We start from the raw sequence: 23,843 nt of genomic DNA, 5'->3' as shown, positions 1-23,843 counted from the left end.
GCGGCAAGCCTGCGATGCCCCGCGCGTCGTGGCGCCGCCCCTGCGGCGCGCATCGCCGCAAACGCGCGATCAGCTTCGCTCCGCGAGCCCGGCCAGCGCGCACGACAACTGCCGCGTCGCGTCGTCGATCATCCCGAGCACCTGTTGCCGTCGTGCGTCGTCCGGGTCGCCGAGTGCGACGCCGATCGCAAGCGGCCCCGCCGCATCGACCGGCATCGCGACGATGCCGGTCCCCTGCCGCGGCACCGCATGCCCGCAGAGCCGCCAGACCTCATGCGCACCGACGCGCGCAACGTCTCCCGCTTCAGCGGGTCGCCCGACGAAGCGCGCGCCAATGCGCGCGACGAGGCACCCGGACGCATCAGGCACCGCCTGCGCGAGAACGACGGCCTCCGCGCCGTCGCGCCGAAGCAGTTGCGCGGCCAAACCGCTACGCTCGCATAGCGCCCGCAACACGGGCCGAGCGTGCACGACTTCCGCCCGGGCACCGACATAAGCCGCGGCGACGCGCGCGACCGCGGTTCCCGGCCGATAGCGACCACGCACGTCGACCACGAGAAAATCCTGCCGAACGAGCGTTTTCAGCAACCGTGCAACCGAATTGCGCGGTGCGCCGAGCCGCACCGCGAGTTCGGCGCAGGTCGCGGGCGGCTGCCCGGCCGCCAGCATCTCGAGAATCGCCAGCCCGCGTTCGAGCGCCGGCACCCGATAGCGCGGCGCGCCGTCATCCATGCTGTGCAAGGTCATACAGATCCTGCGCATTGCGCGCATACCGGCGCGGGGCCATGCCCGACCAGCGGTGAAACGCCCGCGCGAATGCTTTCTCGGACGTATAGCCGACCCGCTCGGCGATCTCGATCAGCCGGCGCTTGCCTTGCGCAAGATCGCCGCTCGCGAGATACATCCGGTACGCGGTCAGGTGGACGATCGGCGTTTCCCCGACCAGTTCGGCGAAACGCGCGCAAAAGCGCGAGCGCGACATGCCGGCCTCGGCCGCGAGGCTCGCCAGATGCCAGTCGCGGCACGGGTCGCGATGCATCAGCGCCATCGTCCGGCCGATCTGCGGATCGGTCAGGCCGCGCAGCCAGCCCGTGTGATTGGCCGACGACTGCAGATGCGCACGCAGCAGTTGCACGAACAGCACGTCCGCGAGACGGGTCGCGGCGACCGCCCAGCCGGGCTGGCACGCCATCGATTCCTCGATGAAGCTCTGCAGCGTGCTCGCGAGCCACGGCGCGACGGCCGCGTCGTTCGCGCGCACGTGGATCAGCGGCGGCAGCACGGAGAACAGCGGGCTGCGCACGATGTCGCGATACACGACGATACCGGTGTAGAGCTCGCTCGTCGCGCCGCCGCCGCCCGCGACGAATTCGAGCGGCGTATCGAAGCGCGGGCGAATCCCCTTGTCGGCCATCAGCGTATCGAACGGCACGGGCGGCTCGTCGAGCGACGACGCCATCACGTGCTCGTCGCCGTGCGGCAGCAACACGAAGTCGCCCGGCTCGATGTGCACGGGTGCCGCGCCGTCGACCCACAGGAAGAACGGATTGCCCGCGCATGTGCGAAATGGCGCGCCCGCGACGGCCGGCTTGCGGATCGCCCACGGCGCGCTCAACGTGAAGCGTCCCGTCACGACCGCGTCGGCCCGCAGGTCCGTGAGTACGTCGCTGAGAAGATCGGTCGCCATCGTCGATGTCTCCGTGATTCGCGGCGCCGCATCAGAAGCGCTGCTGGATGCCGGCCATCACGCCGACCTGGTTCTGCCCCGCGCCGACGGTGCCGCCCGCCGCGACCGACGACGTGCCGAGCGCGCTGTTCGTCATGTAGCCGACCGACGTGTACAACATCGTGCGCTTGGAAAGCAGGTAATTCGCGCGCGCCACGAACAGGTTCGAATCGTAGCGGCCGCGCAGCAGGTAGCGCAGCGCCTGTGCGTCGAATGATAGCGCCGGCGTCGCGGCGTACGTGCCGCCGGCGAAAAAGATGTCGGACTGGGCGTGGCTCGCGGCCGCCGTGTTGCGGCGAATCCATCCCGCGCCGAGCTTCGCGGCGCCGAACTTCACGTATGCGTCGACGATGGTGCGCGTATCCGTGTATCCGGGGCTCGACAGCGGCGCCGACGCGCCGGTGCCGCCATGCATGACGTCGTAGGACGCGGCTGCCCCGAATTGCGGTGCGTCGTACGCGACCATCATCGTGTATTGCCGGCATGCGACGGGGTCGCCCGGCACATTGCCCGCGCAGTTCGTCGCCGACGGGCCGGCCGGGCCCGCGCCGTCGCGGCCCGTGCTGTAGGTACCGCCGACCGTCACCCCGCCGAAGTGGCCGAGATAACCGAGCGCGTTGTCGCTGCGCGCGTTCGGCAGGTAGCTGTCGAAGCTCGCCATCGAATGGATCGACGGACCGATTACGTCCGCGTTGAGCAGCACGAGCATCGACATGTTCATCTGCCGCCCGAGCGTGACAGCCCCGTACGGAGAATCGATGCCGACGTTCGCCTGCCGGCCGAACATCCGGCCGCCGTAGTTCAGCGCGCCGGAATTCATCGCGAAACCGCTCTCGAGCACGAAGAACGCGCGATAGCCGCCGCCGAGATCCTCGACGCCGCGCAGGCCGAAGCGCGACGGTACCTCGCCCGTCAGCGACGGCATGCCGGCGACCGATCCGCCGCCTGCCGCATGGTTGTAGTACTGCACGCCGGTGTCGACGATGCCGTACAGCGTCACGCTGCTTTGCGCATACGCGTGCGGCGCCGCGACAGCAGCCGCCGCGAACGAAACGGCCGTGGCGGCCGTGCGGAACTGTTTCATGGAAGTCTCCAGACCTATCGTGTAGTTATGCTTGATATCGATCGGCAGCCCGTTTTCGAACCACCTCGGACTGCCGTGCTGCCCGGTTCGCACCGGCCCTGCATGCGCCGGCGCAAACCGTCGTTACGGCGTATGCGCGCCGGCCAGGATCCAGTCGGCGAGCAACCTCGCGTCGCCGGCGTCGATGCGGTTCGGCGGCATCGGCACCGCGCCCCATGCGCCGGCACTGCCGTTGCGGATGTGCAATGCAAGTTTGTCGGCCGCGCCGGGGTCGTTCGCGTAGCGCGCCGCGACCTCGCGATAGGCGGGGCCGACCAGCTTGCGGTCGATCGCGTGGCAGCCCAGGCACGCATGGCGCTCGGCAAGTTGCCGGGCGAGCGTGCCGTCGGCCGGAGGCGCCGCGACGGCCGCTGTCGCGAGGATCGTCGCGCACGAAGCGATGACGGAGACGGCCCGTAATTGAGCTCGAAACATGGTGATGACCGGATGAGTGGAGAAACGGGCCGCTCAGGACGCGAGCGGAACAGAAAACGGCATCGAACGCGGGCGCTCGCCCGTCGCGCGCCAGATCGCGTCGGCAACCGCAGGCGCGACCGGCGGCAGCGCAACCTCGCCGCAGCCCTGCGGTTCGCGGTCGCTGTCGACGATCACGACCTCGACCTTCGGCATGTCGGCCAGGCCCAGCAGCGGGTAGTCGGCAAAATTCCCCTGCACGACCGCACCGTGCTCGAACGTGATTTCGCTGCGGAACGTGTTGGTCAGCGCGAACCCGATCCCGCCTTCGACCATCTCGCGGATCAGCAGCGGATTGATCGGGCGGCCGCAGTCGATGCCGCACACGATCCGCTCGAGCCTCACCTTGCCACCCGTCACGCGCACGTCCGCGATCATCGCGACGTAGGTGCTGAACGCGCCGCCGCGCCCGGTGTACAGCGAATACGCGACACCGCGCGACACGCCCGCCGGCGCGCGGCCGAACCAGTTCGCGCGTGCGGCCGTCGCATCGAGTACGCGTAGCGCGAGCGGGTCGTGCCTGAGCAGCGCGCGCCGGTATTGCACCGGGTCGGCCTGCGCGGTGTGCGCGAGCTCGTTCACGAAGCTTTCGAGAAAGAACACGCTCGACGTGCTGCCGACGCTGCGCATGAAGCTGACCGGGATCGGCTGCATCACCGTGACCGAATCGATGAGCAGGTTCGGCACGTCGTAGCAGAGGTCGTAGAGACCGTCGAGCATCGTCTCGTCCCAGCCGCCGGCCTTCTCGTACATGTCGCGCTTGATCGCCGCGTATAGCGAATGCCCGGCGACGCGCGCATGCAGCGCGACCGGCAGCCCGTCGCTGCCGAGCACCGCGCGCAGGCGCGCGGACGCGCACGGCCGATAGAAGCCGTGCCGGATATCGTCCTCGCGCGAACGGATCACCTTCACCGGACGGCCGACCGCCTTCGACGCAACGGCCGCGTGCACGACGAAGTCGGGCACGTACTTGCGGCCGAAGCTGCCGCCGAGAAACGTCGTATTGACGACGACCCGGTCCGCCGGCACGCCGAACAGCGACGACAGCGCCCAGCGCACCTTGTCCTGCCCCTGGACCGGCCCCCACACTTCGATGTCGTTCGCCCGCACGTGCACGGTCGCGTTCACCGGCTCCATCGTCGCGTGGACGATGTACGGCGTGTGGTAATCCGCTTCGACGACCGTGCCAGCCTCGGCAAGACGGCGTTCGGGCTCGCCGATCGTCGTCGCGACGACCGCGTGCGCGGCCTGCAGCGCGCCCTTGCACTGCGCAAGGATCGTCGCGCTGTCGAATGCCGCCGTCGGGCCCGCATCCCACGCGACGTCGGCCGCGTCGCAAGCCTTCTTCGCCTGCCAGTAGCTCTGCGCGACGACGATCACCGCATCCTTCGCGAGCACGACGTCGACGACACCCGGCATCGCGCGCACCGCGTCGCGGTTCTTCACCGCCACGGGCTTGCCGTTCAGCGTCGGCGCCATCGTCAGTGCGCCGACCAGCATGTCGGGCACCTGCACGTCGATGCCGTAGATCGCGCTGCCGTCGACCTTGGCCGGTACGTCGAGCTTGTGCAGCGCCTTGCCGATCAGCGTATGGGCGGAGGCGGGCTTCAGGCGAGGATTCGGTTCGGGCGGGAGCTTCGCCGCGTCGTCGACGAGCGCGCCGTACGACAGCGAACGGCCACTCTGCAGGTGGATCACGCGGCCGTCGCGCGTCATGCATTGCGTCGCACGCACGCCGAGCCGCGCAGCGCCCGCCTTCAGGAATGCCGTGCGCGCCTGCGCGCCCGCGATTCGCAGCCGCGTGTAGAACATCGTCACCGACATCGACGCGCCGACGAACTGCTGCGGCGGCTCGTTCGCCGCGTGGATCCGGTACGCGTCGCGCCCGGTGACGAACTCGACCGTCACGCTGCGCCAGTCTGCATCCATCTCGTCGGCCAGCACCTGCGGCAACCCGGTGTACACGCCCTGCCCGACCTCCGCCTGCGACAGGCCGATGATCGTTCTGCCGTCGGCATCGACGCGCACCCAGTCGTTGATCTCGCGAAAGCGTGCGCCGTCGCCGGCCGCCTGCACGACGTCGCTGATCGACAGCGGCAGCAACAGGCTGCCCGCCAGCGCCGCGCCGCTCTTCAGGAACATCCGCCGCGACGCGTTCGGCACGCGCGCCGCTCGCACCGCGTCAGCCCGCCGCGACATGGATCGCCTCGCGGATGCGTTGATAGGTCGCGCAGCGACACAGGTTCGTGACGGCCTGGTCGATCTGCGCGTCGGTCGGCTTGCGGTGCTGCGCGAGCAGCGCAGCGGCAGCCATCACCATGCCCGACTGGCAGTAGCCGCACTGCGGTACGTCCTTTTCGATCCACGCGCGCTGCACCGGGTGCGAGCGATCGTGCGACAGCCCCTCGATCGTCGTGATCGACCGGCCCGCGACACTCGCGACCGGCAGCACGCACGAACGCGTTGCCTCGCCGTCCAGGTGCACGGTACAGGCACCGCACGCGCCGATCCCGCAGCCGAATTTGGTGCCGGTCAGTTTCGCCGCGTCGCGAATGACCCACAGAAGCGGCGTATCGGGATCGCCGTCGAAATCGAATGGCTGCCCGTTCAGCGTGAAGCGCATCGTCTACCTCCCTCGTTCCGCATCGCCCGTTTGCCACCCGGTGGGTGACGGCGATGGATTGAGGGAGATTCTTCGCGGCGCAAAAAGCCACGCCAATGACCTTGGTTCCAGAAAAAGGCACCGATCGTCCAGATCGTTTCCGCTGACGATTCGGGGCGAAAGCCGTGCGAGCAAGGGCGGGCGGTGCGGAGGAATGGCCGGCACAGTGGGAACGATGCGATCACGCTGCCGACGGCATCGGCCGCCGAACGACGTTGTGCGCGATCCCGCCTTGACCGCGCGCGGCGATCGACTATCGTGTGTCCATGCCCACCACCGTGCCCTTCACGGGGACACACCATGGACGTCCAGCTCAACCATACGATCGTCTGGTGCCGCGACAAGCACGCGTCGAGCCGCTTCCTCACCGAATTGCTGGAATTGCCGCCGCCGACGCCGTTCGGCGCGATGCTGGTCGTCCCGCTCGACAACGGCGTGTCGCTCGATTTCTACGAAACGGCGGGGGAGATCACGTCGCAGCACTACGCGTTCCTGACCGACGAAGCCGGCTTCGATCGCGTAATCGCCCGCATTCGCGAGCGCGGGCTGCCGCACTGGGCCGATCCAGCCAAGCGGCAACCCGATGACATCTACCGCCACAACGGCGGCCGCGGCGTGTATTTCGACGACCCGGACGGCCACTTCCTCGAAGTGATGACCCGACCGTACGTGCTGAACGGCTAGTTCGTCAGGCCGGCCGGCGTTGCACCGACCGGTATGGCGTAGCACGGGTGCCGACCTGTTGCGGACGACACCCGGCCAGCCGCCGTTACTCGGCGGTCGCCGCGGTCTTGCGCGGACGACGCGCGCGCGGCGCCGCCTTGCGGGCCGGCTTCTTCGGCTTCGCGTCGGCGGGCGCGTCGACCGCCGCTTCAGCAACCGACTCGACAGCCGATTCAACCGGCGCGGCGTCATGCGACGGCCGGGCGGCCGCCGGCTCGGCGTGCGTCACCGCGGCGTGCCGCTCGTCGCGCTGTTCCGCGTCGCGATGCGTGTCGTCGGCATGCTTGCCGTGCGCGTGCTTCCCTTCACCGTGCTTCGCCCCGCCCTGCGTGGCGTCGTCCGGCTTTCCGGCCGCTTGACGGCCGGCGCTCTTCGCGGCGGTGCCCTTCTTCGCACCGGCCTTCTTGGCCGCGCTCTTGCGTGCGCGCTTGCGGCCATCCTTCGCGTCGCCGTGCGCATCGGTCGCTTCGGTGGCGTCGGTCGTCTCGACCGGCGCGAGCGCCGCTGCGTCGGCGAGCTCGGCAACCGCCACCGCCACCTCCTCCACCTCCGCCTCGACCTGCACGCTTTCGTGCACGACCGCTTCCGCCCGCTGCCCGCGACGGCGCGACTGGCGCTCGGCCCGCGCCGGCTCGCGCGTGCCGTGGTGCGCGGCCGAGCCGCCGTCACCGGCCGTTGCGGCATGATCCGCGGCCGCCTGCTGGCGTGCCCGCGACACGAACGCGCCCGACTTGTCGTCACGCCCCACTTCGAGCAGGCCACGCGCCTGCGCTTCGTCGAGCAGGTTGCCGAACGCGCGGAACCCGTAGTACGACTCGTTGAAATCCGGCTTGCGACGCTTGATCGCGCTCTTGAGCACCGACGCCCAGATCTTGCCGACGTCGTCGCGCTCCGACGCGAGCGCATCGAACGTCTCGACCGCCAACGCGATCGCCTCGGCCTTGCGCGCGTCCATCTCGTGCTTGCGCGACGGTTCGTCGGGCCGCTTCGCCGGGCTGTTGCCCGTGCGCTGCTGTTCGCGCTTCGCGAGCGCGCGCTGCTGCTCGCGCACCAGATCGTCATAGAAGATGAATTCGTCGCAGTTCGCGACCAGCAGGTCCGACGTCGACTTCTTCACGCCGACCCCGATCACCTTCTTCGCGTTCTCGCGCAGCTTCGACACGAGCGGCGAGAAATCCGAGTCGCCGCTGATGATCACGAACGTATCGACGTGCGACTTCGTGTAGCAGAGGTCGAGCGCGTCAACGACGAGCCGGATGTCGGCCGAATTCTTGCCCGACTGGCGCACGTGCGGAATCTCGATCAGCTCGAAGCTCGCCTCGTGCATCGACGCCTTGAAGCCCTTGTAGCGATCCCAGTCGCAATAGGCCTTCTTCACGACGATGCTGCCCTTCAGCAGCAAGCGCTCCAGCACGGGCTGGATGTCGAATTTCTCGTACTTCGCGTCGCGCACGCCGAGCGCGACGTTCTCGAAGTCGCAGAACACGGCCATGCTGACGTTGTCCAGGGGTAATGCCATGTGTACTCCAACCGGTTGGCCGACGCGTTGTATGACGTAGCGGCGAAAAAAGCATCGCGCACATGATAGCCGGTCGGCGCGTCATTCCCGAATCCGTGTGAATGAATGACGGCGTGAACGGCCGTCGCAACAATATGCCCGCGCCGGGATGCCCGAGCCGGTACGCCCGCGCCGGTACGCCCCTTAATACGCACCCGCCGCCGGGGCAAATCGACATTACACTTGAGTTATTGGTCGTCCGTCCCTATCTGGAAGGATGACGCATCGAGCAAGGAGCGGTTTCATGACGACGAAGCTACTGCTGATTGGCGCGACCGGCCGAACGGGCCAGGCCTGCGCGGATCTGCTGCTCAAGCAGCCGGAGTTCGAGGTCACGGCGCTGGTGCGCCGGCACGGCTATGCGCTGGCCGGCGCACGGGTCGTCGAGGCCGACCTGACGAACGATTTCTCGCACGCATTCCAGGGCATCACGCACGTGATCTACGCGGCCGGCTCGGCCGAATCGGACGGCGCGGCCGAAGAAGAGCAGATCGACCGCGACGCGGTCGCCCGCGCGGCCGACTACGCGCTGGCCTACAACGCGCAAAAGCTCGTGGTGATCAGTTCGCTGTCCGCGTACCGGCCCGAACTCGGCCCGGACGCGCTGCACCACTATTCGCAGATGAAGCGCGAAGGCGACGACCGCGTGATCGCGTCGGGTGTCGACTACGTGATCCTGCGCCCGGGCCCGCTCGCGGACGGGCCGGGTGTCGGCAAGATCGCACTGACCGACGCGTGGCTCGACCCCGCGCCGCCGGTGTCGCGGCAGGACGTGGCATGGGCCGCGATCGAGGCGATCAAGCTGGGCATCTCGCGCAAGACCGTCGGCTTCGTCGGCGGCAGCGTGCCGATCGAGCAGGCCTTGCGCGCGTAGCGGCCCGCCGCGCGCTGCCGGGCGGCGGCGCGGGCCGGGCCGGCAGCGCCGGGCTTACTGCTTCGGGTGCGCGTCGGCCCACGCCTTCACGGCAGCGAGCGTGTTCTCGACGTGCTTGTCGGGCGACATGCTCGTGTATTCGTAGAGAATCTTCCCTTCCGGCGAAATCACGTACGACACGCGGTTCGCGCGGTCGATCGCCGGCAGCTTCGCGTCGTATTCACGGATGATCTTCGCGTCTGGGTCGGCCGCGACCGGGAACTTGCTCCGGCACTCGCTCACCGAAAACTTCGTCAGCGTATCGATATTGTCTGCCGATACGCCGATCACCGTCGCACCGTAAGCCTTGTAACGGTCGACGGCATCCGCGAACGCATGCGCCTCGATCGTGCAGCCCTTCGTGAACGCGGCCGGGTAGAAATACAGCACCACCGGCCCCTGCTTCAGCGCGTCCGCGAGCGAGTACGTGTAAGTCTTGCCGCCCAGCGACGCCTGCGTCGTGAAGTCGGGCGCCGCGGCACCCGGCTTCAGTTCCGCCTGCGCCATCAGCGCATGGCCGGCCACCAGCGCCGCCACGGCGCCCAGCAACAGTTTTCGCTTCATCTGCGTCCTCATTTCTTATAAAGTCAGCCTCGATGTAGGCCACGCCGGCGTTCGCCTGTCGAACGCCCCGAGTACAATCCGGCCCAGCGGCAGCGCCATCCGCGCCCGGCCCGTTAAAGATTCCGCACAGTCTGCCGTTATTCCTTCCGGACAACCGGTTCCAGCCCTTCACGTCAGCGAGAAACATGGAAGCCAACAGGAAACAGACGTCACGCAAGGGCTCCTGGCGCAGTGCCTTGCATACGCTGCGCCGCTTCGCCTGGTCGGGCGGCGCGCTGATGCCCGCCCGCGCCGGCGCGCCGCGTCGCGACGACTCCGTGCGCAACTGGCTGGAACAGACGGTCGGCACGGTGGATTTCCTCGCCCATGTCGACCGCGAGCTGCGCTTTCTGTACGTGTCCGACGCGAGCCTGCGCTTCATCGGCTACCACCGCGACTACCTGCACACGCTGACGCTGCGCGACCTGATCGCTGAACAGGATACCTCGGCGCTCGAAGGCCTGCTTGCGCGCGCCTCACGTTCCGGCCAGGTCGAGAAGGCGACGATGTGCATCGTCAAGTCGCTCACCTACCCGCTGGACGTCGAGGTCCGCGCGTTCAAGAGCCGCCACCACGGGGTCGACGGCTTCGCGATCGCCGCGTTCGACGTGTCGTCGTGGCGCGCGCTCGAGGCGCGCCTCACGTACGAAATGCACCACGATCCGATGACGGGGCTCGACAACCTGTCCGCGCTCGTGCCGGCGCTGATGCGCGCGCAGCAGACCGCCGACGAGGACGGCACCTGCGCGGCGCTGCTGCTGCTCGACCTCGACGACTACCAGCGGATCAACCGCGCGCTCGGCTACGACGCGGGCGACACGCTGCTGCGCGAGACCGCGCAGCGGCTGAAGGCGCTCGTCACGCCGAACGAACGGCTCGCGCGGGTCGCGAGCGACAAGTTCGCGGTCGTGCTCGGCGCGGCGAACCGCACGCAGGCAAGCAATGCCGCCGATGCGCTCGCACGCCGGCTGCAGTCCGCGGTGCGCGAGCCCTACGTGTACCAGGGGCAGACCGTGCACCTGTCCGCGAGCATCGGCATCGCGCTTTATCCCGACGAACGTGCCGCACCGCATCGCGCGCAGCACCACAGCCCGCTGCTGCGCCGTGCCGACCACGCGCTCGCGCAGGCGAAGGCATCGGGCGGCAACGCGCTCGCGTTCCATGCGCCCGTCGACGATCCGGCCGACGCCGAACGGCTCAAGCTCGAAGCCGACCTGTACGACGGGGTGCGCAACGGCGAGTTTTCGCTCCATTTCCAGCCGATCACGCGCAGCCAGTCGGGCGCGGTGGTCGGCGTCGAGGCGCTGATCCGCTGGCGCCATCCGGTGCACGGCCTCGTGCCGCCGGCGACCTTCATTCCGCTCGCCGAATCGATCGGCCTGATCAACTACCTCGGCAACTGGGTGCTCAAGGCCGCGTGCATGCAGCTCGTCGCGTGGGACCGCCAGGGGCTCGCGCTTCAGTACGTGGCGGTCAACGTGTCGCCGCAGCAGTTCCGCGACCCGCGCTTCACGCAAAGCGTGCGCGAGGCGATCGCGCTGACGGGCATCGACCCGCGCCGCATCGTGCTCGAAATCACCGAAAGCCTGCTGATGCACGATCCCGCGCATGCGAAGGGGCTGCTCGAGGAGCTGACCGATCTCGGCATCCGCTTCGCGATCGACGATTTCGGCACTGGCTATTCGAGCCTCGCGTACCTGCAGCGCTTCCCGCTCGCGAAGCTGAAGATCGACCGCAGTTTCGTCGAGAACCTGCTGACGTCGCGCAATGACCGCGCGATCGTATCGGCGGTGGTCGGCCTCGCGCAGACGCTCGATCTCGAGCTCGTCGCCGAAGGCGTCGAGACCGAGGCGCAGCGCGCGCTGCTGACGGAGATGGGCTGCAACCATATCCAGGGCTGGCTCGTCTGCCAGGCGCTGCCGTCCGAGGAGCTCGCACGGCGCTTCGAGGCGCACCAGCTGCACCTGCACGCCGCCGCCTGACGCGCGCGGCGAACCGGATAGATCCGTATGTCAATCACCGAACACATGCCCCGCACCGCATTGATCGACAAGCTGTGGGCCCGGATGAGCGAACGCGGCGATTTCCCGCTGCTGTCGGAATCGCTGCGCGCGACGATGGCCGCGATGAAGAACGACGACCTCGACTTCACCGCGCTCGTGCGCGTCGTCCTGTCGGACTTCGCGCTCACGCAGAAAGTGCTGCGGCTCGCGAACTCCGCGATGTACATGGCGTTCGGCGGCAACATCACGACCGTGACCCGCGCACTGATGGTGCTCGGCATGGACGCGGTCGGCCACCTGGTCGTCGGGCTGAAGCTCGTCGACCATTTCCACCACAGCACGCCGCGGCGCATCGATGCGAAGCTCGAACTGAACCGAGCGCTGCTGTCCGGCTGCGTCGCACGCAAGCTCACCGAGCGCGCCGAACTGCGCGCGGGCGAGGAAGCCGTCGTCTGCACGCTGATGCGCCAGGTCGGCAAGCTGCTCGTGGTCTGCTATCTCGACAGCGAATGGGATCGGATCCGCCGGCGCGCTGCCGAACTGAACGGCGACGAAGCGGCCGCCTGCGCCGACGTGCTCGGCGTCGGCTTCGATGAAATCGGGCTCGAGGCGGCCACGCGCTGGCGGCTGCCCGACGTGATCCGCGCGGGGATGGCCGACGACCACCACGCGGCCCGCGACGACGAATACGACGATGACGACCGCAACGCGGGCCATGCAGACGATGACGGCCCTGCCGACCGCGTCCGCTGGCTGCGCGCGGTGAGCCGCTGCTCGACCGACGTCGCGGGTGCGCTCGTGATGCCCGCCAGCCCGCAGCGCGACGCGCGCATCGCGACGCTCGCGCAGCACTACGGCACCGAGCTCGACATGGAGCCCGACGCGCTCGTCGAGATCGCCGAGCGGCTCGCGCGCGAGGAAGCAAGCGACACCGTGATGCGCGAGATCGTCGAGCTGCGCGCGAACGCCGATGCAATCGCGCGCGCGCAGGCCGAGCCCGAGGCGTGCCTCGAAGCCGGCCTCGCGGACCTGCGCGCGCTGCCGTCCGAGCACGTGCTGACGCCGGTGCTCGCGCTCGCGTCGGAAAGCCTGCTGGCCGGCCTTGCGTTCACGCGCACCGTGATGTTCGTGCGTCACGACGACGGCACGTTCGCCGCGCGCCTCGGCTTCGGCCCCGGCGTCGATACGGCGCTCGACCGGCTGCGCTTCGACGAGCGCTTCGAGCCGGACGTGTTTCATCTCGCGATCTCGAACTCGGTCGGCATCTTCATCGAGCAGGCGCAGGAACCGAAGATGCTCAAGCGCCTGCCCGCGTGGTATCTCGACGCGTTCGACGACACGCGCGCGTTCGTGCTGCTGCCCGTGCGCGTCGGCACGACGAGCGTCGCGCTGCTGTACGGCGACTGGGCCGGCGCGCAGCCCGCGCGCAAGATCACGCAGCAGGAGATGAGCGTGCTCAACGAACTCGCCCGCGAACTGGGCCGGTTCTTTCCTGCCTGACGCGGCCGCCGTTTCCACCTCCCAAAAGCAAACCGGCCGCATAAGCGGCCGGCTGCATCGTGCGATAGAACGAAACGCTTACTTGAGCGTCACGGGCACGCTGAAGTACTTCTTCGCGAGGTTGTCGATCGTGCCGTCGGCCTTCAGGTCCTTCAGCGCCTGATCGAGCGCGGTCTTCAGCGCCGCGTCGTTCTTGCGCAGACCGAAGCCGACGCCCGAACCGAGGATCTCGGTATCGCTGACCGTGCTGCCCGCGAATGCGAAGCCCTGGCCCTGCGGCTTCGTCAGGAAGCCCTTCGAACCGGCTTCCGAATCCTGGAACGTCGCATCGAGACGGCCCGACTTCAGGTCGGCATACGCCAGATCCTGCGTCTGGTACGGCACGACTTCGACACCTGCCGGCGCCCACTTCTTCTTCGCATACGCTTCCTGGATCGTGCCCTGCAGCACGCCGACGCGCTTGCCCTTCAGCGATTGCGGGGTCGGCAGCAGGCCGCTGCCCTGCTTCGCGATCAGCTGGTTCGGAATCGTGTAGATCGGATCGGTGAACGCGATCGCGTGCTTGCGCTGGTCGGTGATCGTCATGTCCGAGTTGATCGCGTCGAACTTGCGCGCCTGCAGCGCGGGGATCAGGCCGTCGAAGTCGTTCTCGACCCACACGCACTTCGTCTTCAGCTTCGCGCACACCGCGTTGCCGATGTCGATGTCGAAGCCGGTCAGCTTGCCGTCGGGCGTCTTGAATTCGAACGGTGCATACGAGGCCTCGACGCCGAACCGGATCTCTTTCAGATCCGCGGCAAACGCGCTGCCTGCCGCCACGGCCGATGCCACCACCACCGCATGCGCGGCCACTTTACGCCAATCCAACTTCATCAGGTGCTCTCCTCGATACTCGAATGTTCCGGAACTACGGGCGCGTACATCATTGCAGGGCCAGATGACCTGGACAATGCGGCTGCCGCGCCGTGATGCGGCGCAACAGCCGCAAGGCCGCGATTGTACCAATCCGCGCGGCCCGGTATGGCAAAGCGGCCGTCGGCGCGCGATGCTGCGGTGCGCACACGACGCCGGCCAGGCCGGCCGCGGAACTTGCAAGACGATGTCGCAAATACGCAAGCGCGGCCGCACTGCTCCGCGGCCGCGCCGATGGGTCAGACGAGCGCCGCGATCGTCTCGCGCGTCGTGTCGATGACGAGCAGGCCCGCACGCAGGCCCGGCTTCACGCTCGGGTTCGGGAACACGATCCGTTCCTCGTCGTGCGTCACCGTGTAGCGGTAGTCGCCGTCCTGCGCGAGCACCGTGCCGCGCGCAAACGCGGTGAAGTTCGCGACGTCGGCCGCGACGAACAGTTCGAGCGCGTCGCTCTGCTTCGTGATCTGGTCGATCACCGTGAACACGCGCGGCAACGCGGCATCGCCCTGCGGGTCGCTGCCCGGCGGATGCCCGGCCGACGCTCCCGACACCAGCTTGCGCACCGCCCGATCGGTCGGCGCGAAGCGCGTCAGGTCGTTCTGGCCGAACGGGCGCACCTTGCCGAGTTCCAGCGTGCACGCCAGCGCATCGCAGTGCTCGGCCGTGAAATGCGAATACGTGTTGCCCTTCGCGGTATGCAGCAGCACGGCCGCGATGCGCGCATCGCCGAGCCATTCGACCATCGTGCGCGTCGGCGGCGTGCCCGTGTGCGGCAGCAGCGCGAACTGCTCGAACACCGACGCGCGGATCGCCGTATGCATGTCGATGTGCCAGCGCGCGCCGCCCGCCGGCGCCGCCGCGAAGAACGCGGCAGCGGCCGCTTCGAGCTGCGCGGCACGTGGCGCTTCGCGGCTCGCGGGCACCTGCGTGTGACGACCGCTGAACAGGCGGTTCAGGTCGTCGTCGAGATACCGTTCGCCGGCGCGCATCGCCGGCACGTTACCGAGCACGACGAGCAGCCGGCACGCGAGCGGCAGCGCGCCCGACGCGAGATCGCGCACGAGCATCGACAGCAGTTCGATCGGCGCCGTCTCGTCGCCATGCACGCCGGCCGACACGAGCACGCTCGCACGCGCCGCGTCGGCGGCCGCGGCCGGTTCGAGCGCGAGCAGCCCGTCGCCGAGCCATGACCAGCGCACCGCGCCGCCCGCGCAGGCGCCGTCCGTCACGGCCGGCGCGCCGCCGGCCAGCGTGAACGCGAGAAAGTCGTCGAGCAGCGCGGTGGCCGGCATCCGTGCCTCAGCGCTGGAAGTCATACAGCGAACCGACGCGCAGGATCTGCGTGAGCTCGTCGAGCGCCGAGCGCGATTCCTCGAGCAGCGCCGGATCGGCGAGGTCTGCCGGTGCGAGGCGATCGCGATAGTGCTTGTCGATCCACGCGTCGAGCGATGCGAACAGCGTGTCGTTGATCCACACATTCGACGTGACGGCCGCGCGCTCGGCTTCGTTCAGCACGACGCGCAGGCGCAGGCACGCAGGGCCGCCGCCGTTCTTCATGCTTTCGCGCAGGTCGAACACGAGCACGTCGTGAATCGGGCCGTTGCCGGCCGCGAGACGGTCGAGATAGGCCGCGACGTTCGCGTTCTCACGGCATTCCTGCGGCACGACGAGCACCTGCGAGCCGTCCGCGCGCGACAGCAGCTGGCTGTTGAACAGATACGACGTCACCGCGTCGTTCACGCTCACGGCTGCCTCGGGCACCTCGATCACGTTCAGGCGTGCACCGCGTGCGTCGAGCGCGGCGGTCAGCGTGTCGTAGATCGCCTGCTTGTTGACGAATGCGCGCTCGTGCGTGAACAGCGTGTCGCGGTTGCCGACCGAGATCACGTCGTTGTGGAACACGCCCGCGTCGATCACGTCCGGATCCTGCTGCGCGTACACCGTCGCTTCTTCGGCGAGCCCGTGGCGATGCGCGACCGCGCGGCTCGCCTCGAAGGTCTGGCGTGCCGGGAAGCGCTTCGGCTCGGGGCCGCGGCGGTATTCCGCGCGGCCGTACACGAAGAACTCGATGCCCGGCTTGTCGTATTCGGCGCAAAAGCGCGTGTGGTTCGCCGCGCCTTCATCGCCGAGCGCCGGCGTGCCCGTCAGCGCTTCGTGCACCGCGAAGTGCGCGGGATCGGCGAACAGTGTCGACAACGTGCGGCGCGTCGCGTCGTGCTCGATCGCGCGATGCAGCTTGCTGCACAGGTTCGCCGGCGTGAAGTGCACGCGGCCGTCGCTCGTGTCGGCCGACGGGCTGACGGTGGCCGCGTTCGCGGTCCACATCGCCGATGCCGAGCTCGCCGCGGCCAGCAGTTCGGGCGCCTGCTTCGCGGCCTTCGCGATCACATCCGCGTCCTTGCCCGAGAAGCCGAGCTCGCGCAGCAGGCGCAGCGACGGCCGCTCCTGCGGCGGCAGCACGCCCTGCGCGAAACCGAGATCCGCGAGCTGCTTCATCTTGCGCAGCCCCTGCTTCGCGGCGGCCTTCGGATTCGCGGCCGACTTCTCGTTGTTGAGCGACGCCACGTTGCCGAACGACAGCCCGGCGTAGTTGTGGGTCGGGCCGACGAGTCCGTCGAAATTGGCTTCTTGTGCGTTCATCGTCGCTCCCTCGATCAGAAATGCAGGCCCGGCGACAGGCTCGCGGGCAAGGTCAGTTGCGTGCTTTCCACCGACGCCATCGGAAACGCGCAATAGTCGGCCGCGTAGTACGCGCTCGGGCGATGGTTGCCCGAGCGGCCCGTGCCACCGAACGGCGCGGCGGACGACGCGCCGTTGGTCGGCCGGTTCCAGTTGACGATCCCGGCGCGAATCGTGCGGCGGAAGTGTTCCCACGCGTGCGCGTCGTCGGCGAGCAGGCCGGCCGACAGGCCGAACGCCGTGTCGTTCGCGCGCTCGATCGCTTCGTCGAACGTCGCGTAGCGCACGATCTGCGCGAGCGGGCCGAAGTGTTCTTCATCGGGCAGGCTGGCCACGCCCGTCACGTCGACGATCGCCGCGTTCACGAAACCGAGGCGCGGATCGCGCTGCGTCATCGCGATGATCGGCTTCGCACCCTGCTCGATCAGGCGCGACTGCGCGTCGACGAGCTTCGCGGCCGCGCGGGCCGAGATCACCGCGCCCATGAACGGCTGCGGATCGGCGTCGAACACGTCGGCCGTGATCTTCGACGTGACGTCGGCGAAGCGCGCGAGGAAACGGTCGCCGAACGCGCCCTGCGGCACGAAGATGCGACGCGCGCACGTGCAGCGCTGGCCGGCCGACAGGAACGCCGACTGGATCGTGTGATGCACGGCCGCGTCGATGTCCTCGACTTCGCCGATCACGAGCGGGTTGTTGCCGCCCATCTCGAGCGCGAGCACGATTTCCGGACGGCCGCCGAACTGCTTGTGCAGCAGCGTGCCGGTGTCCGAGCTGCCCGTGAAGAACAGCCCGTCGATCTGCCGATGATTCGCGAGGGCGATGCCCGTGTCCTTCTCGCCCTGCACGAGGTTCAGCACGCCGTCCGGCAGCCCGGCATCCTTCCACGCCTCGACCGTCGCGCGCGCGACGCCCGGTGCGAGCTCCGACGGCTTGAACACCACCGCATTGCCGGCGATCAGCGCGGGCACGATATGGCCGTTCGGCAAGTGGCCGGGGAAGTTGTACGGGCCGAACACCGCGACGACGCCGTGCGGGCGGTGGCGCAGCACCGCGACGCCGTCGGCCATGTCCTGGCGCTTCTCGCCCGTGCGTTCCTGGTACGCCTGGATCGAAATGCCGACCTTCGCGGCCATCGACGCGACTTCGGTGCGCGCTTCCCACAGCGGCTTGCCCGTCTCGCGACCGATCGCGGTCGCGATCGCTTCCTTGCGTTCGTTGAGCAATGCCGCGAAGCGCTTGGCGATCGCGCAGCGCGATTCGAAGTCGAGCGCCGACCAGCCGGCGAATGCGCGGCGCGCGCTCGCGACCGCGCGGTCGACGTCGGCCGCCGATGCGCTTTCGCCCTGCCACGCGATTTCGTCGGTGCCCGGGTTGCGCGAAGCGAAGACGGGGCCCGAGCCTGCGACCCAGGCGCCGTCGATGAAGAGTTCCGTCATGATTCGTTTATCCCTGTTTGACTTTGAGCGGCAGCACGCGGACCGGATCGCCGGCCTTCACGTCGAGCGCGGCGGCATCGTCGGCCGACAGCACGAACGCGCCGTTCGCGACCACGCCCGGCGCGACGCCGACGCGGAAATCGGTGAGCGACGTGTTCGACACCAGCGACGTCGGCGGGCGCTCGCCCTCGGCGTCGGGCACACCGATCGCGACCGGCACGACGACGCTCTCGCGCACCGTGCGCAAGTCGTTCACGTGGCATTCGAGCACGGGGCCCGCGTCGAAGATGTCGACGTGATTCTGGTAGCGCAGCCCTTCCGCCTCGAGCATCTTACGGGCGGGCAGCGTGTCGCGGTGCGTGAGGCCGACCGCATCCTGTGCGTCCTGCGGCAGCAGATCGACGTACACCGGGTAGCGCGGCATCAGTTCCGCGAGGAACGACTTGCGGCCGTGCGAGCTGAGATAGTCGGCCGCGTTGAAATCGATCTGGTAGAAGTGCGAACCGACCGCGCGCCAGAACGGCGACGTGCCGTCTTCGTCGAAGTGGCCGCGCAGTTCCGCGCAGATGCGTTCCGGGAAACGGTCGCGGAACTGCGCGATGAACATGAAGCGCGAGCGCGACAGCAGGCCGCCGACGCCGCCCGTGCGATAGCGCGGGCTGAGGAACAGCGAGCACACTTCCGCGTAGCCGGTCAGGTCGTGCGAGATGTTCAGCGCGGACATCCGCGTCCACACGCCGAGCTCCTGGCTCGCGTGCACGACCGTGCTCACGCGGTAGTTGTAGAACGGCTGTTCGAGGCCGACCTGCGACTCGATTCCGCACACGCCCGCGATGTCGCCCGTCTTCGATTCTTCCATCACGAAGAAGTAGCCGGCCTCGCCGGCCTCGGCCTCGCCCGCGAGCGTGCGGCGCGTGCGTTCGATGCGCGCGGCAAGCGCATCGCGGTCGGGCTTGAACGTGGTCAGGCCCGGCCCGGTTTCCTTCGCGAGCGACACGAGCGCATCGACGTCGCCCGTTTGTACGACCCGAACGACGATCATGCTGCGTCTCCCTTCAAATCTTCATCGTCGCGGCGGTGCAGCGGCACACAGCGCACGACATCGCCGTCCTTCACGTCGAGCGCCGCGCGCACGTCGCCGGCCAGCGGCGCGTCACCCGTCTCGCCCGGCAGGTCGGTCAGCACGCAGCGGAACGACTCGCCGCTGCCCGTCGACACCATGTACGCGACGTCGCCCTGCTCGCGCGCGGCTTCACGCACGGTGCGCTCGGCGCCGTGCTTCACGCACGCGGTGCGGTCGACCTGCGCGGTCAGCACCGGGCCCGCGTCGAAGATGTCGACGAAGCGGTCGGGCTCGAAGCCTTCCTCGAGATGGATGTCGTACGCGAGCAGTGCCGTCTCGTTCGGCTCGCCGAGCACGCGCTGCGCGGCTTCCGGCAGCAGCGGCACGTAGAGCGGATAGGCCGGCATCACTTCCGCGATGAACGTGCGGCTGCGCCCGCCCGACGCGATGTCGACGTCGGTGAAGTCGCGGCCGAAGAACTTGCGGCCCACCGCTTCCCAGAACGGCGATGCGCCGTTGCCGTCGCTCACGCCGAGCAGCAGCGTGAACACTTCGGGCGTGAAGCGGCGGCGGTTCGCGGCGATGTACATCATCCGTGCGCGCGAGATCAGGTGCGCGGCCGCGTCGCCGCGCAGCGACGGATCGACGTAGAAGCCGGCGAGCCGGCTCTTGCCGGTCAGCTCGTGCGACATCGTGAGTGCGTGGATCTTGCGGTTCACGTGCAGCTCGCGCGACGCGTGGATCAGTGCGTCGTTGCGGAACGCGTAGAACGGTTCCGAGTAGCCGGCCGCGGCCACGATGCTCGCCGTGCCGAGCAGCTTGCCCGTCGTCGAATCCTCGAGCACGAAGAGGTAGAACTCCTCGCCGGCGAAGTCGACGTCCGCGCGAAACGAATCCTCGGAGAGCGCCACACGCGCTTCGAGCGCCGCGCGGTCGTGCGGCAGCGAGTGCAGGACCGGCTGCGCCGTGCGCGCCATGTGCGCGAGCGCGTCGAGATCCGTGAGTTTGCCGGGGCGAACAAATAGCATCGTCGTTCCTGTCTGCGATGGGTGCGCCGATCAGCGCGCGGTGGCTTCCTGCGCGGCGAGCACTTGTTCGACTGCCTTCTCGAAGCGCTTGACGCCTTCGTCGAGCAGGTCGAACGGGATCACCAGCGACGGGACGAAGCGCAGCACGTTCGGGCCGGCGATCAGCATGATCAGGCCTTGCTCGGCTGCTGCATTGACGAAGTCCTTCGCGCGGCCGTCGAACGCGGCGGTGAGTTCGGCGCCGACGAGCAGGCCCTTGCCGCGGATGTCCTTGAAGATGCCGAAGCGTGCGTTGACGCGTTCGAGTGCACCCTTCAGGCGCACGCTGCGTTCGCGCACGCCTTCGAGCAGTTCCGGGTCGCCGATCAGTTCGACGACCTTGTCGGCGATCGCCGACGCGAGCGGGTTGCCGCCGTACGTCGTGCCGTGCACGCCGACCTTGAAGTGCGCGGCCAGTTCGTTCGTCGTCAGCATCGCGCCGATCGGGAAGCCGTTGCCGAGCGCCTTCGCGGTCGTCAGGATGTCCGGCGTGACGCCCGTGTCCATGTACGCGTAGAACTGGCCCGTGCGGCCGACGCCCGTTTGCACTTCGTCGAAAATCAGCAGCGCGCCGTTGGCGTCGCACGCTTCGCGCAGCGCCTTCAGGAACGCCGGATCGGCCGGGATCACGCCGCCTTCGCCTTGCACCGGCTCGACGATCACCGCGCAGGTTTGCGGGCCGATCGCCGCCTTCGCGGCTTCGATGTCGTTGTACGGCAGGTGCGTGATGCCGGCCGGCACCGGGCCGAAGCCTTCCGAGTATTTCGGCTGGCCGCCGACGCTGACCGTGAAGAACGTGCGGCCGTGGAACGACTGCACGAACGAGATGATTTCGGCTTTATCGGCGCCGTGGCGATCGAACGCGACGCGGCGGGCGAGCTTCAGTGCGGCTTCGTTCGCTTCCGCGCCCGAGTTCGCGAAGAATGCGCGGTCGGCGAACGTCAGCGATTCGAGGCGCTTCGCGAGGCGCAGCACCGGCTCGTTCGTGTAGCCGTTGCCGATGTGCCAGAGCTTGCGGCTTTGTTCGTCCAGGACCTTCAGCAGTTCCGGGTGGCCGTGACCGAGGGACGTCACCGCGATGCCGCATGCGAAATCCACGTATTCGCGGCCGGCCGTGTCCCACACGCGGGAGCCCTCTGCGCGATCCGGCACGAACGGGGCGGGGGAAAATACCGGCACCATCACTTCGTCGAATGTCTGGCGGTTCACGGTCGAGGTCGTCATGGTCGTTCCTTTCGGTTTCGTAAGAGGGTTCAACAGGATCAAGTTTAGGTAAGGGTGACGCAAGCGTCTTGCGGAATTGCGACGGGTTCTATCGGAAGCCCCTTTTTCCGCTGCTATTTTGCCCTTCCGGGCGGTGGGCTGTGGGTTTTGGTGTCGGGGTGGTTTTTTGGGGTCGTTCGCTTGCGGCGGCGTGAAGCACTTGTGATGGTGTCGGCCTATTAGCGTCGCCCCTGCGCGGGGCGGCGGTTACTTTTCTTTGTCTTGCCAAAGAAAAGTAACCAAAAGAAAGGCGCTCGGACAACGCATGACTTCCCGGTGCCGTGGCCCTCTGAGTGGCCCTCGCCTAAGTGTCCGCGCCAGGCCAGAACCCGGAGTGGTTCGAGCAATGGTTCTGACACCACTCACCACCCAACAGAGCGGTATACCCCCCGCTAGCTCCATCCTCGCTGCGCTCGGCTGCAAGGTACGCCCCCCTCTAGCAGCGCTGTTGGTCGGCTTGACGCCACGAATCCAATGTACAAGCAACCAGTCATTCTCAACACCCACACGAATGACGCAGCTGCCAACCGAGGAATAACGCAGCCAGCACATTGCCTGGCGACACCGTCCAATGCGCTCCGGGCGGCAAACAGCACACCCAGCGCGACAATTCCATCTCAAGCACTTCGAACAATATCGAGATGCGTCCTTGTGCCCTGCCGCTACGATTGTGACTTTCCGAGAGGGCCAAACGATGAATAGAAGAATTGCAGTCGTGGGCGACAGCCTCTCAAGCGGCGGAACAATTAGCCCATACAGCGGACCACCGTTCCTGGTCCACGGGCATCAAGCAGCCTTGATCGGCGGGAGCGTGTTCTGCATTGCATGTCAAAGCACCGGCATCATCGCAAAAGCTGGCGGACCATATCGGCTCAAGTTTCGAGGGGAGGTCGCACTAGACCGCGATATTGTCCTGTGCGGCTGCTCGACTCCGCCGAGCATCGTTGCTTTGCTTGCCGGCGAAGCCTGGTGTGATGACGGGCTAAAAGGACTCGGAGAGGTCGTTTCGAGTCGAACGATGGCGGGCCGCGTCGTGTCGGTCAAGAAAGGCGCATTTGACGAGCAGGTCGAGGCAAAGACTAGCGGCAGTGCCGCTCAGGGGCCAGAGGGTTACCCCTATTATATCGAGACAGCGGACGGTCGCATCCATTCCGGCGTGCTCGACGCAAGCGGCGAGCTACCGCGCGTCCACACCGGTGACGGATCCGGAGACTACACCGTCTATTGGGGAGATGAAGCAATTGCAAAAAAACACGACGGGGTAAGCCATGCCTAACCCATCCACGAATGTCCGCACGAACGACACACCAAAATCAAAGAAATCTGTACAGCTCAAAGCGTTGTCCTTCCAAGAGCTTTGGAACGCATACCCGAAGAAAGACCCCTACGACGACCCCACTGGCGAATATGAGAATCAATGCGCTATCCGCATGAGCGTGACGTTTCACGGCGTCGGAAGCGACATGAAGTCGTTTTCGCAAAATGTGTTGAAGCCGATGCCGGGAAAGAGAACGTTAGGGCGTCTGATACTTGGCGGCAAAGCAACGGCGACGCGCGCGTACGAACTGGCCGAATGGCTAAAACTTCGTCCGTTCCTGGGGCTTGGCAACCCGGAAAACATCACCGGCCCGGATTGGCAAACCAAGATAAAAAACCGAACCGGTATCATCTACTTTTTCGGCTACTGGCGACAGGATGGCGACTCAGCCGACGCGCTGAGCGGCGGTCATATCGACCTGTGGAACAAGGACACGCTTACGCCATCCGTCGTGAGCTTCTTACGCTTCCGCATTGGCATGTCGCAATTCAGAAACCCGCTGACAAACGGCAACTGGTTCTCCGATCTCGCCAATTCGAAAGAAATCCTTTTCTGGGAAGTGAAATGAAACGTATGGCGCTTGCTGTACTCGGGTTCGTATGGGGCTTGCTCATTACATGGGCGACCATCTACGTCCTCAATCACATCCATTGGACCGAGATGAAATCGCATGCAACGGGCTGCGATGACATGGAGCACTGCACATCGCATACGAAGTTCGTGTGGGGCATGCTTGCCACGTTGCTATGGCCCGCTGTCGTGTGTGCGGTATTAAACGCGATAGCGTATAAGCGGTGGCCGGGGCGTTACTGGAGGT

General features: G+C 67.5%; 21 protein-coding genes. 6 read left to right on the top strand and 15 right to left on the bottom strand.

Annotation, left to right across the window (positions count from 1 at the left end):
* Positions 1-69: 69 nt before the first annotated feature.
* From H3H55_RS05930 to H3H55_RS05905, 6 genes are all read right to left on the bottom strand, one after another.
* The gene (locus H3H55_RS05930) at positions 70-747 is read right to left on the bottom strand and encodes a helix-turn-helix domain-containing protein (RefSeq protein ID WP_193097961.1); all 678 of its coding nucleotides are present in this window, start codon (positions 745-747) and stop codon (positions 70-72) included.
* On the bottom strand, positions 725-1,687 hold the full coding sequence (locus tag H3H55_RS05925) for an AraC family transcriptional regulator (RefSeq protein WP_129514125.1): 963 nt from the start codon (positions 1,685-1,687) through the stop codon (positions 725-727). The genes H3H55_RS05930 and H3H55_RS05925 overlap by 23 nt, the downstream gene beginning before the upstream one ends.
* 31 nt (positions 1,688-1,718) lie before the next feature.
* The gene (locus H3H55_RS05920; protein ID WP_193097960.1) at positions 1,719-2,810 is read right to left on the bottom strand and encodes a porin; all 1,092 of its coding nucleotides are present in this window, start codon (positions 2,808-2,810) and stop codon (positions 1,719-1,721) included.
* 123 nt (positions 2,811-2,933) lie between these two features.
* Positions 2,934-3,284: a c-type cytochrome gene (locus H3H55_RS05915; protein ID WP_193097959.1), complete on the bottom strand. Its 351-nt coding sequence runs from the start codon at positions 3,282-3,284 to the stop codon at positions 2,934-2,936.
* 33 nt (positions 3,285-3,317) lie between these two features.
* Positions 3,318-5,522 (bottom strand): xanthine dehydrogenase family protein molybdopterin-binding subunit, encoded by a 2,205-nt coding sequence (locus tag H3H55_RS05910; RefSeq protein ID WP_193097958.1) that lies wholly within the window; start codon positions 5,520-5,522, stop codon positions 3,318-3,320.
* Positions 5,506-5,946, bottom strand: a complete 441-nt coding sequence (locus tag H3H55_RS05905) for a (2Fe-2S)-binding protein (RefSeq protein WP_129514121.1) — start codon at positions 5,944-5,946, stop codon at positions 5,506-5,508. Before H3H55_RS05905 ends, H3H55_RS05910 begins: the two co-directional genes overlap by 17 nt.
* Before the next feature lie 339 nt (positions 5,947-6,285).
* Here H3H55_RS05905 and H3H55_RS05900 point away from each other — a divergent pair, with 339 nt between their 5' ends.
* Positions 6,286-6,669, top strand: coding sequence for a VOC family protein (locus H3H55_RS05900; RefSeq protein WP_193097957.1), 384 nt, complete (start codon positions 6,286-6,288; stop codon positions 6,667-6,669).
* 85 nt (positions 6,670-6,754) lie between these two features.
* On the opposite strand, the gene H3H55_RS05895 is transcribed toward H3H55_RS05900, so the two are convergent.
* On the bottom strand, positions 6,755-8,227 hold the full coding sequence (locus H3H55_RS05895) for an NYN domain-containing protein (RefSeq protein WP_193097956.1): 1,473 nt from the start codon (positions 8,225-8,227) through the stop codon (positions 6,755-6,757).
* 283 nt (positions 8,228-8,510) lie between these two features.
* Here H3H55_RS05895 and H3H55_RS05890 point away from each other — a divergent pair, with 283 nt between their 5' ends.
* A complete protein-coding gene (locus H3H55_RS05890) occupies positions 8,511-9,140 on the top strand; it encodes an SDR family oxidoreductase (protein WP_048249467.1) in 630 nt (209 codons plus the stop codon).
* Positions 9,141-9,194: 54 nt separating this feature from the next.
* On the opposite strand, the gene H3H55_RS05885 is transcribed toward H3H55_RS05890, so the two are convergent.
* Positions 9,195-9,743 carry a peroxiredoxin gene (locus H3H55_RS05885; RefSeq protein ID WP_129514118.1) on the bottom strand — a complete coding sequence of 183 codons (549 nt, stop codon included), beginning with the start codon at positions 9,741-9,743 and terminating at the stop codon, positions 9,195-9,197.
* Positions 9,744-10,021: 278 nt separating this feature from the next.
* Here H3H55_RS05885 and cdpA point away from each other — a divergent pair, with 278 nt between their 5' ends.
* Positions 10,022-11,764 (top strand): cyclic di-GMP phosphodiesterase CdpA, encoded by a 1,743-nt coding sequence (gene cdpA / locus H3H55_RS05880; RefSeq protein WP_226800110.1) that lies wholly within the window; start codon positions 10,022-10,024, stop codon positions 11,762-11,764.
* Between the two features lie 27 nt (positions 11,765-11,791).
* Positions 11,792-13,285, top strand: a complete 1,494-nt coding sequence (locus H3H55_RS05875) for an HDOD domain-containing protein (protein WP_193097954.1) — start codon at positions 11,792-11,794, stop codon at positions 13,283-13,285.
* Positions 13,286-13,363: 78 nt separating this feature from the next.
* On the opposite strand, the gene H3H55_RS05870 is transcribed toward H3H55_RS05875, so the two are convergent.
* The 7 genes from H3H55_RS05870 to H3H55_RS05840 all read right to left on the bottom strand — a co-directional run bounded on the left by H3H55_RS05870 (position 13,364) and on the right by H3H55_RS05840 (position 21,669).
* Positions 13,364-14,158 (bottom strand): ABC transporter substrate-binding protein, encoded by a 795-nt coding sequence (locus H3H55_RS05870; RefSeq protein WP_193097953.1) that lies wholly within the window; start codon positions 14,156-14,158, stop codon positions 13,364-13,366.
* A 278-nt stretch (positions 14,159-14,436) separates the two neighbouring features.
* The gene (astE, locus tag H3H55_RS05865; RefSeq protein ID WP_193099451.1) at positions 14,437-15,489 is read right to left on the bottom strand and encodes a succinylglutamate desuccinylase; all 1,053 of its coding nucleotides are present in this window, start codon (positions 15,487-15,489) and stop codon (positions 14,437-14,439) included.
* A gap of 7 nt (positions 15,490-15,496) precedes the next feature.
* A complete protein-coding gene (gene astB / locus H3H55_RS05860; RefSeq protein ID WP_129514113.1) occupies positions 15,497-16,837 on the bottom strand; it encodes an N-succinylarginine dihydrolase in 1,341 nt (446 codons plus the stop codon).
* Positions 16,838-16,851: 14 nt separating this feature from the next.
* Complete coding sequence (gene astD, locus H3H55_RS05855; protein ID WP_193097952.1) at positions 16,852-18,315, bottom strand: succinylglutamate-semialdehyde dehydrogenase; 1,464 nt, start codon at positions 18,313-18,315, stop codon at positions 16,852-16,854.
* A 7-nt stretch (positions 18,316-18,322) separates the two neighbouring features.
* Positions 18,323-19,357 (bottom strand): arginine N-succinyltransferase, encoded by a 1,035-nt coding sequence (gene astA, locus H3H55_RS05850; RefSeq protein ID WP_193097951.1) that lies wholly within the window; start codon positions 19,355-19,357, stop codon positions 18,323-18,325.
* Positions 19,354-20,406: an arginine/ornithine succinyltransferase subunit alpha gene (aruF, locus tag H3H55_RS05845; protein WP_193097950.1), complete on the bottom strand. Its 1,053-nt coding sequence runs from the start codon at positions 20,404-20,406 to the stop codon at positions 19,354-19,356. Before aruF ends, astA begins: the two co-directional genes overlap by 4 nt.
* A gap of 30 nt (positions 20,407-20,436) precedes the next feature.
* The gene (locus tag H3H55_RS05840) at positions 20,437-21,669 is read right to left on the bottom strand and encodes an aspartate aminotransferase family protein (RefSeq protein WP_193097949.1); all 1,233 of its coding nucleotides are present in this window, start codon (positions 21,667-21,669) and stop codon (positions 20,437-20,439) included.
* Between the two features lie 733 nt (positions 21,670-22,402).
* Between H3H55_RS05840 and H3H55_RS05835 the strand changes: the two genes are divergently transcribed.
* On the top strand, positions 22,403-22,984 hold the full coding sequence (locus H3H55_RS05835; protein WP_193097948.1) for a PAAR domain-containing protein: 582 nt from the start codon (positions 22,403-22,405) through the stop codon (positions 22,982-22,984).
* Positions 22,977-23,594: a type VI secretion system amidase effector protein Tae4 gene (locus tag H3H55_RS05830; protein WP_193097947.1), complete on the top strand. Its 618-nt coding sequence runs from the start codon at positions 22,977-22,979 to the stop codon at positions 23,592-23,594. Before H3H55_RS05835 ends, H3H55_RS05830 begins: the two co-directional genes overlap by 8 nt.
* The last annotated feature ends 249 nt before the right edge of the window (positions 23,595-23,843 follow it).

The sequence above is a fragment of the Burkholderia sp. Z1 genome (genome assembly GCF_014893795.1).
Lineage (GTDB): Bacteria > Pseudomonadota > Gammaproteobacteria > Burkholderiales > Burkholderiaceae > Burkholderia > Burkholderia theae.
Note: the sequence above shows the minus strand (reverse complement) of the source record. Positions and strands in the feature narration are given on the sequence as shown.